The 8,990-nt window shown below is 31.9% G+C and carries 8 protein-coding genes; 6 read left to right on the top strand and 2 right to left on the bottom strand.

What is annotated here, in order from left to right; genetic code table 11:
* The first annotated feature begins 99 nt into the window (after nucleotides 1–99).
* A complete protein-coding gene (locus tag ACOX6R_RS02185; RefSeq protein WP_433446778.1) occupies nucleotides 100–987 on the top strand; it encodes an S-layer homology domain-containing protein in 888 nt (295 codons plus the stop codon).
* 76 nt (nucleotides 988–1,063) lie between these two features.
* Nucleotides 1,064–1,426 (top strand): hypothetical protein, encoded by a 363-nt coding sequence (locus ACOX6R_RS02180; RefSeq protein WP_433446776.1) that lies wholly within the window; start codon nucleotides 1,064–1,066, stop codon nucleotides 1,424–1,426.
* 24 nt (nucleotides 1,427–1,450) lie between these two features.
* Here the strand turns inward: ACOX6R_RS02180 and ACOX6R_RS02175 are convergent, their stop codons facing one another.
* Both ACOX6R_RS02175 and glmS read right to left on the bottom strand, forming a co-directional pair.
* Nucleotides 1,451–2,722: a hemolysin family protein gene (locus ACOX6R_RS02175; RefSeq protein ID WP_433446774.1), complete on the bottom strand. Its 1,272-nt coding sequence runs from the start codon at nucleotides 2,720–2,722 to the stop codon at nucleotides 1,451–1,453.
* Between the two features lie 118 nt (nucleotides 2,723–2,840).
* On the bottom strand, nucleotides 2,841–4,664 hold the full coding sequence (glmS, locus tag ACOX6R_RS02170; RefSeq protein ID WP_433446772.1) for a glutamine--fructose-6-phosphate transaminase (isomerizing): 1,824 nt from the start codon (nucleotides 4,662–4,664) through the stop codon (nucleotides 2,841–2,843).
* Nucleotides 4,665–5,028: 364 nt separating this feature from the next.
* Between glmS and ACOX6R_RS02165 the strand changes: the two genes are divergently transcribed.
* Genes ACOX6R_RS02165 through ACOX6R_RS02150 form a run of 4 tightly spaced genes read left to right on the top strand, consistent with a single transcriptional unit; the run spans nucleotide 5,029 to nucleotide 8,988 of the window.
* Nucleotides 5,029–5,781: a peptidylprolyl isomerase gene (locus tag ACOX6R_RS02165; RefSeq protein WP_433446770.1), complete on the top strand. Its 753-nt coding sequence runs from the start codon at nucleotides 5,029–5,031 to the stop codon at nucleotides 5,779–5,781.
* 9 nt (nucleotides 5,782–5,790) lie between these two features.
* Complete coding sequence (locus tag ACOX6R_RS02160; protein WP_433446768.1) at nucleotides 5,791–7,125, top strand: GTP pyrophosphokinase; 1,335 nt, start codon at nucleotides 5,791–5,793, stop codon at nucleotides 7,123–7,125.
* Nucleotides 7,126–7,171: 46 nt separating this feature from the next.
* Nucleotides 7,172–8,626 (top strand): aminoacyl-histidine dipeptidase, encoded by a 1,455-nt coding sequence (locus ACOX6R_RS02155; protein WP_433446766.1) that lies wholly within the window; start codon nucleotides 7,172–7,174, stop codon nucleotides 8,624–8,626.
* 14 nt (nucleotides 8,627–8,640) lie between these two features.
* The gene (locus ACOX6R_RS02150) at nucleotides 8,641–8,988 is read left to right on the top strand and encodes a DUF1292 domain-containing protein (protein ID WP_433446764.1); all 348 of its coding nucleotides are present in this window, start codon (nucleotides 8,641–8,643) and stop codon (nucleotides 8,986–8,988) included.
* Nucleotides 8,989–8,990: the final 2 nt, after the last annotated feature.

The raw sequence follows: 8,990 nt of genomic DNA, 5'->3' as shown, positions 1-8,990 counted from the left end.
CAGAGAATTAACAAAATAATTACAAAATGATTACAAAGGCTAAATAAATTACAAATATGATTTTATATTTGGTAATATACCATAGTCGAGGTGAAAGAAATGAAAAAAATTTTTGTAACTATTTTGGCGATTTTAATGTTGCCAATTAATATTTTTGCGGGAGCAAAGTTAAGTGCCCCTACAAGAATTGTAGCATCAAAGATAGATAATACTTATAAATTTGAAATGGATAAGGCAAAGGCTAAGGATTTAAAAGTTGAGATTGATGTACTAAACAATGACAAATGGATTAGCCAAAGTAAAAAATCTATCATTAAAGATGTTGATGCAAATGGAGCAAAAAACTCTGTAACTTTAACAGAAGATGATTTAAAAAACTTTATGAGCGATAAAAATGGATATTGCTTTAGACTTAGATATGTTGATAAAAATAAAAATGCTTCTCCTTTTACAAACATGATTCACTTGGGAGATGCACCTTTGTCTAGAAATTCAAGTGCGTGGGCACTTAATGATATCAATAAAGCTAAGAGTTTAAATATTGTCTCTAATACGATGTTTCCAAATACTAAAATGAATGTAACAAGAGAAGAGCTAGCGGAAGTTGCAGTTAAAGCCTACGCAAGTCTTCACAAGAGAACTTCTCAAGGTTCAGTAAATCACTTTACTGATACAGATAACAAATATGTAAATGTTGCCTATGATCTTGGAATAATGAACGGAGTTGGAGAGAATAGATTTAATCCAAAGGGATCTGTAACTCGTGAAGATTATGCAGTAGTTGCATCAAGAATTTTTGGAGAAAAAGACGTCAAGGCAAAAAAAATAAAAGATGCCAAGAGCATTTCATCTTATGCCAAAAAATCTGTTGACAGTGCACTTGAAAGTGGAATTTTGACATTAGATGAAAATGCGAAGTTTAATCCGAAAAAAGAAATGAAAAGAGAGGAAGTTTTATCTTCTCTTGTAAGAAATATGCAAAAATAAATATATAATTTGTAAATTTTAAGGAGATTATTTTGTTTAAATTTACAAATGTGATATAATGCTTCCAGGTGAGATGATGAAAAAAGTAATTTTTGATACTAACCCACTTGGAAGTTTTCAACTTTCATGCGCCGTTTATGAAGACTATTATATGGAAAAATTTAATAGAGAGATTTTTTTTTATACTAGAAAAAACGGAAAATATGTAAAAGTAAAAGACGATGATGAGAAGAAAAATTTGGTAAATAGGTGCATCACAAAAGTTGACTTAGGTGATGTTGTAGAAGAGATTCCTTTCGACTCCAAAATTAGGGTTAGCCCATTTTGCGAGGTAAACGAAGAGGATGAGTTACTTATTAAAATTGTAGAAAATCTTGGCGACGATGCGAGCTGGAAAGATTCCAGAATTAAGGTCGTAACACTAACTGAATGTGAATAATAATAAGCCCAATAATCTTTTGGATTAAAGGGCTTTTTTGTTTGCACTATTTTTGACGGGTATTTGAAGCATTAACTTTTCAATTCTATTCGATGTGCATCTTACCACTGTAAATTTAAGATTTCCAATTTTTATTACTTCGTTTACTTTTGGGAATCTATCGATCTGCTCAATTATATATCCGCCAATAGAATCAAATTCCACGCATTCAAGTTCTGTATTAAATTTTTGGTTGATGTCGTCGATGTTTACAGCTCCGTCGATTAAATATTTTCCCGGTGCAATATTTACAATATCTTCGTCTTCTATGGTGTCATACTCATCAGATATTTGTCCAACTAACTTTTCAAAAATATCTTCGTAGGTAATCATTCCCTCTGTTCCGCCGTACTCGTCTGTAACTATGGCAACGGAGAGCTTATTTTGGCGCATCTGATTAAACAGTGTAGCAGTTGGTTTATATTCGAAGGTAAAAAACGGCTTTTTGAGGTATTCTAAGTTTTCTGCAAATTTTTTTGTCCTATCCATCAAAAAGAAGTCCTTTACATTAAAAATTCCAATTACATTGTCCAAGTTATCTTCATAGACGGGCATGCGCGAATAATTATTTTCTACAATTTTTTCAACAATTTCTTCGTAATCTTCATCAATTTCAATTCCAACAATGTCGGTTCTTGGAGTCATGATGTCTTTTGCATAAATTTCTTTAAAGTCAAAGACGTTTTGAATCATTAAGGACTCGTGCTTATTTAATATTCCCTGGCTAATTCCTAAATTCATAGCTTCCTTTAGGTCGTCTTCTGTTATGGAATATTCGCTATAAGTTTTGCCCTTAAGTCGCATTTTCAAAATTGAATTTGAAATGAAGTTAATTAGAGTGGAAAGGGGCTTAATTATTTTCATTAAAGTATTCATCGTCTTAGCTTTTTTAGAGACGATTTTTTCGTAATTGACCTTTCCCATAGTTCGAGGAAGAGTTTGTCCAAAAATAATCACAATGATTGTAGAGACAAGTATTCCAATAGGTATTCCAACATAACCAAAGAGCTCATAAAAGGCAAGTGTAAGAAATACAATGCAAAGTGAATTAGAAAAGTAATCTAAAATCAAAGTTGTAGAATAAAGATTTTTGTCTTTATGTATTTTTTTTATATAATCTAAATTTTCAACTTGCAAATCCTCAAGTTTTTCAAGCTTTACGGAACCAAGACCCCAAAAGGCATTTTCAATTAGTGTAAACTCATATGAAAAATAGAGTGATAATAAAGATAAAAAAATAAATAAATAGGAATCCATTTTCACGCTCCTTAAATAAATTATACCCTAAATAAAATATAAAACTCAAAGATAAATTGCGAAGATTTATAGAATTTAAAGGCATAAAAAAACCTGAGGCAAAACCTCAGGTTAAATATTATTCTACTGTAACTGATTTAGCTAAGTTTCTTGGCTTGTCCACATCATTTCCAAGAGAAAGTGAAGTGTAATAAGCAATTAGCTGTTCAGGAATAACGGCAAGAAGTGGAGTTAAAATATCTAAAGTTTTTGGAATTTCAACTAAGTCAGTTGAAGCATCTTTAACAAAATTATTTCCTTCATTAGTTATAGAAATAACTTTTGCTCCTCTTGCAATTAATTCTTGGTTATTTGAAATAGTTTTTTCTGTAATTTCAGATTGAGTTGCAACAGTTATAACTGGTGTTCCTGGCTCTATAAGTGCAATTGAACCGTGTTTTAATTCTCCAGAAGGAAATGCTTCTGTGTGAATATAAGAAGTTTCTTTAAGTTTAAGGGCTCCTTCTTTTGCAGTTATAAAGTCAAGCAGTCTTCCTGTATAGAAGATGGATTTTGAATCTTTAATCTCCTGTGCAATGTGTTTAAAGTTATCTTTATTTTTAAGAATTTCTTCAATTTGTTCAGGAGTCTTTTCCATTGCTTCTATTATATTTTTAATTTCGTCATCTGTAATTTGACCCTTTGATTTAGCAATTCTAAGTGCTATAAAGTATAGAGCAATTAGCTGAGTAGTGTAGGCCTTAGTTGAAGCCACAGAAATTTCTGGACCGGCGTAGCAATAAATAACTCTATCGGCATCTCTTGTAATTGTTGAACCAAGTACATTTGTGATTGCAAGAGTTTTTGCACCAAGTCTTTTTGCTTCTTTAAGTGCAGCAAGTGTGTCTGCAGTCTCTCCAGATTGAGAAACAAAAATTACAAGTGACTTGTCATCTATAAACATATTTTTGTATCTAAACTCAGATGCAATTTCTGTAATAACTGGAATTTTAGACAGGGATTCTATTGCATATTTTCCAACTTCGCCAGCGTGAAAAGCTGTACCGCAAGCTGAGATGTAAATTTTTTCTATATCTTTTAACTCTTCGTCTGTAAACATGTCCTCGTTTGAGTTAAGCACATAATTTGTATGTCTAAGTGAGATTGCCTTTTCTATAACCTTAGGTTGTTCGTGAATTTCTTTTAGTAGGAAGTGGTCATATCCTTCTTTTGATGCGCTCTCATCAGTGTAGTCAACTTCTGTAACTTCTCTTTCAACTACTTTTCCATCACAGTCATAGATTGTGTAAGAGTCAGGTTTTATGTCGACAATATCTCCGTCTTTTAAGAAAACTAATTTGTTGGTGTGTTCTATAACAGATGTAATATCAGATGCAATCATAAATCCGTCATCCATTATGGCAAGTAGAAGTGGTGAAGAGTCTCTTAGAGCAATTAATCTATCTTTCTCATCTTCACTAATTATTCCAAGAGCAAAGGATCCTCTTAAAACTTTGTGAGCTTTAATAACTGCCTCTAGTAAATCGTCATCGTAATTATCTTCAATTACATTTGGAATTATTTCAGTATCTGTTTGAGATTTAAAAGTGTATCCCTTATCTTGTAGATTATTTTTAAGTTCAAGGTAGTTTTCAACTATACCGTTATGAACTACAGAAATTTTTCCATCAAAGCTGACGTGAGGATGAGCATTAACTTCAGATGGCTCACCGTGAGTTGCCCATCTTGTGTGAGCAATTGCTACATTTGATTTATATTTACTGAAGTCGTAGGCATTTTCTAAGTTAACTATTTTGCCTTTCTTTTTAAAGGTTTTTAACTTACCATCTGTAATCATAGAGATTCCAGCAGAGTCGTAACCTCTATATTCTAATTTTTTAAGTCCATTAAGAACTATATCAGTCGCGTTTTTGTTACCAATGTAACCAACAATACCGCACATTTTTATCCCTCCAAATTTTTATTAGAGACTCACTGCAACATTTTGTTATAAAATTACTTTTAATTTTTGTAGATTGCTTAGGCTGTGATACCTATAGAGCATCCGCCGATAAATTCGATAACTCTATTCCTCGTCATCCAAAAGGATCAGGCGCTAATTTTATTTTTGTCTCTTAAGAGTCATTTTATCACATGGAAAAAAAGAAGTAAACTCATTATACAGCAGTTTGCAGGCGATAATATTTGAGATATAAGCATTTTATATAGAGAAGACTCAGTTGAAAAAATACAGTGCTAATGGTAACATAAACTTGTAGATAAGCGATAGATTTCGCTTTTAAGAGAAGACTAAAATGGAGGAAATAATGGATAATAATAAAGTTTTAGCAGTAGTAAATGGAAAAGAAGTAACTGGTGAAGATTATAACTTATTTATCAACTCACTAGATCCACAACTTAGAGCATACTTTACACAAGAAGAATATAATAAAGAAATAGTTAATGAATTGGTTTACCAACAATTATTATATGAAGAAGCAATAGAAAACGGCGTTGACAAAGAAGAAGATTTCTTAAAAGTTTTGGAAAAAACTAAACAGTCAATGCTTAAAACTTATTCACTTGGAAAATTACTTTCAACAGTAACTGTATCTGATGAAGAAATGAAAGAATTTTATGAAAAGAATAAAAATCTTTTCACTAAGGGAGAATCAGCAAAAGCATCTCACATTCTAGTTGAAGAAGAAGATAAAGCTTTGGACATTTATGAAAAAGTTAAAAATGGTGAAGACTTTGCAGCTCTTGCAAAAGAATTTTCAACTTGCCCATCTGCTGAAAGAGGCGGAGACCTAGGCGAATTCCAAAAAGGTCAAATGGTAAAAGAATTTGAAGATGCAGTATTCTCAAACGAAGTTGGAACAATTACAGAACCTGTAAAGACTCAGTTCGGATACCACATCATTAGAATTGATGACAAAAACGAAGCAACAACTTATAGTTTCGAAGAATCTAAAGATAGAATCTATCAAGAGCTTAGAAGAAAAAAAGAGCAAGAAGTTTATAACAACAAAATTGATGAATTAAAAGAAAAATATAAAGTAGAAATAGAAAACGCATAAGGTGCAGATATGAAACTTGAGCTTTTCAACTATATAGACGATGTGATGGCGATATACGACTTCCATCGTCTTGAGTTAGTTGAAATTAATAAAGAATTAAAGAGATATTTTTCAGATAAATTAATAGGAAACGACGAATTTATAAATATCTTTACTAGAATAAAATCTCAAGAATCTCTTAGAGAAAAGTTAATTAGAAGAAATTACTTTATCAAGTATCCAAATCCAGCAGATGGATTTAAACACATTCCAGACCTTATTGGTCTTAGAATAGAATGTAGATTTATAAAAGACGAAGAGCAAATATACAAAAAAATAATAGAAGATTTTAGAATATATACAGGTCGTGGGATGTATGCGTCTAAGAAAAATAACAAAATCAGACTTAACTTAGACGATCCACAGCCACAATCTCTAAACAATGGTTTTAAAATTTTTAAGCTTGATGGAGAATTCTTTACAGGAGAGAGGACTTATTTATTTGAACTTCAAATAAAATCTCTTGTAAATGTCTTTTGGGGTGAAATTGACCACAAGATTTTATATAAAAATTATAATTACATGGTTACAGCAGACTTCTTTAAAGACATTATGAATTCAATCATAGATAATCTTACAATGGTCGATAAGCAACTTATGATTCTATACGATCACGTAAGAAACCTAGATGCATCGGTAAATATTTCGGCAGAAAAACAGCTTAAGACTCTCTTGTCGAAAATTCTTCACGATGTATTTACACAAAAGATTTATGACGAACTTGGTCTTTTGATGAACTTAAAGACGATTACAGATGTTGTAGTTAACTTCCTATTTATGAAATCTATCAAAAATAAAGATTTAACATACGGAGAAAACTTCATCTCTCTAATTAATAGAATAAATCTTGCATCAGATTGTGAGATGAACATAGAAGAGCCAATCGAGCTTAAGAAAAATCCTAAGTACTATGACTCTTTTTCTAAGGGCATTGGCGAAATTTTATATGTAAATATGAATAAAGACCTAGAATGGAATCTGTTTTTCAAGATAATATGTCTAATAAACGAGGCAAGCTATTCAGAAAACTTTACTGAGTTTTTGATTTTTGTAAGATATGAATACACATTATCTCTACTGCTTCTCTTTGATGAATTAGATATTGAAGATGACAAGAAAGATGACTTAGAAAATGAACTTCTTGCCATAGTCGTTAAATCTTTTGAAAAGAACCCATCCATTCACTTTTTGATGGACAAATCACTAAATATGTTTAATGAATTTGTGTGCAAGTCAAAAAAGCTTGAATTAAAATCTCACGACGAAATTATTAAACTTTTTAGAGAAACATATAAATTTAATTAGTATATAATTTTCTTAATTTTGATATAATATTCTTAAGGAGGTTAACATGAGAAATATTGAATCTTTACTTGAGGATAGAGTATTTTACTATTTTGATAAAATCACTAAAATTCCGAGAGAATCATTCCATGAAGAAAAAATTCGTCAGTTTCTTATAGATTTTGCAAAAGAACACAATTTAGAATTCTATACAGACAAAATTGGAAATGTAATAATCAAAAAAGAAGCAACAGAAGGATATGCTGAATCTGACTCCATAATTTTGCAGGGACACATGGACATGGTCTGTGAAAAAGATGAAGAATCTAACATAGATTTTTCAAATGACCCTATTGAATATAAAATTGAGGGCGACAGAATCGTGGCTGAACACACTACTTTAGGTGCAGACAACGGGATAGCTGTGGCTATGATTTTGGCAATTTTAGAAAGCGATGAATATAAACATCCAAAAATAGAAGCTCTCTTTACTGTAAATGAAGAAAATGGCATGACTGGTGCTAAGAACCTTGAAAATAAATATTTAGACTCAAAGATGCTTTTAAACATTGACTCAGAGGACGAAGGCAGGGGCTGTGTAAGCTGTGCTGGAGGACAAAGAGATCTTATAACTTTTAAAAAAGAGTATAAAGAAATAGACGAGAGTCTTGATTTTTACGATTTAATTGTATCTGGACTAAAGGGTGGACACTCTGGTCAAGAGATACACAAGGGACTGGGAAACTCCAACAAGATATTGGCAAGGTCTCTCTATAGAATCTTTGATAAATTTGATTCAGAACTCATCCAAATAGAAGGTGGAGCAAAGCCAAATGCTATTCCTAGACTTGCAAAAGCAAAAATAGCACTTTCAGCAGAAGATAAAATAGAGCTTCAAAAATTAATTGTTGAAATTAATGGAGAACTTGTAAAAGAACTTGGAAAAGTTGATCCTGATGTTAGACTAAATCTAGAAGTCTCTAAAGAGAAAACAAATAGAGCCTTTACAGATGATCTAGCAGATAGGATAATAAAACTCATAAACATACTTCCTGATGGAGTGATGTCCATGAGCAAAAACATCGAAGGACTAGTAGAGTCTTCTGTAAATGTTGGTGTAATTATAGATGGCGATGAAGATGTTGAGATTATAACTAATGTTAGATCACAGCTTTCTTCACTTAAAGATAATATTGCAAACATGAATAAAATTGCGGCAAGTCTTTGCGGCGCAGAATTTGAAGTACAATCAGATTATCCAGCTTGGGAATATAAAGAAAATTCCAAGCTAAGAGATATTGCATCTAACTGTTACAAGGAAATAACAGGCGAAGAACTAATTCTTGAAGAGATTCACGCAGGTCTTGAGTGCGGACTCTTTAAAGAAACTATTGGAGATATAGATATGCTATCAGTTGGCCCTGATATGGACGGAGTTCATGCTCCAGGAGAAAATCTATCAATATCTTCAACTGAACGAGTATTTAAATTTGTAGTAAAAATATTAGAAGAACTAAAATAATTAGGAGGCGTAAAATGAGCGAAAAAGATTTAAACAAAGATGTTAATTGCGGTTGCGACGATTGCGGCTGTGAAGATCACAACCACGATCACGATCATGATCACGAAGAGGGATATCAAACAATTACACTTACACTAGATGATGATTCTGAACTAGTATGTATCGTAATTGGAATATTCGAATGTGACGGAGAAGAATACATTGCACTTGTTCCAGAAGATGAAGAAGATGGAGACGAAGTGTACCTATACAAATACAAAGAACTTTCAGAAGAAGAAGTTCAACTTGATGTCATCGAATCTGACGAAGAATTCGAAAGAGTTTCAGATATGTTCGATGAAATCTTTAACGACGAAGACTAAGG

The organism is Peptoniphilus sp. (assembly GCF_050943655.1).
In the GTDB taxonomy this organism is placed as follows: Bacteria; Bacillota; Clostridia; order Tissierellales; family Peptoniphilaceae; genus Peptoniphilus_A.
This window is presented reverse-complemented; position numbering and strand designations above follow the sequence as displayed.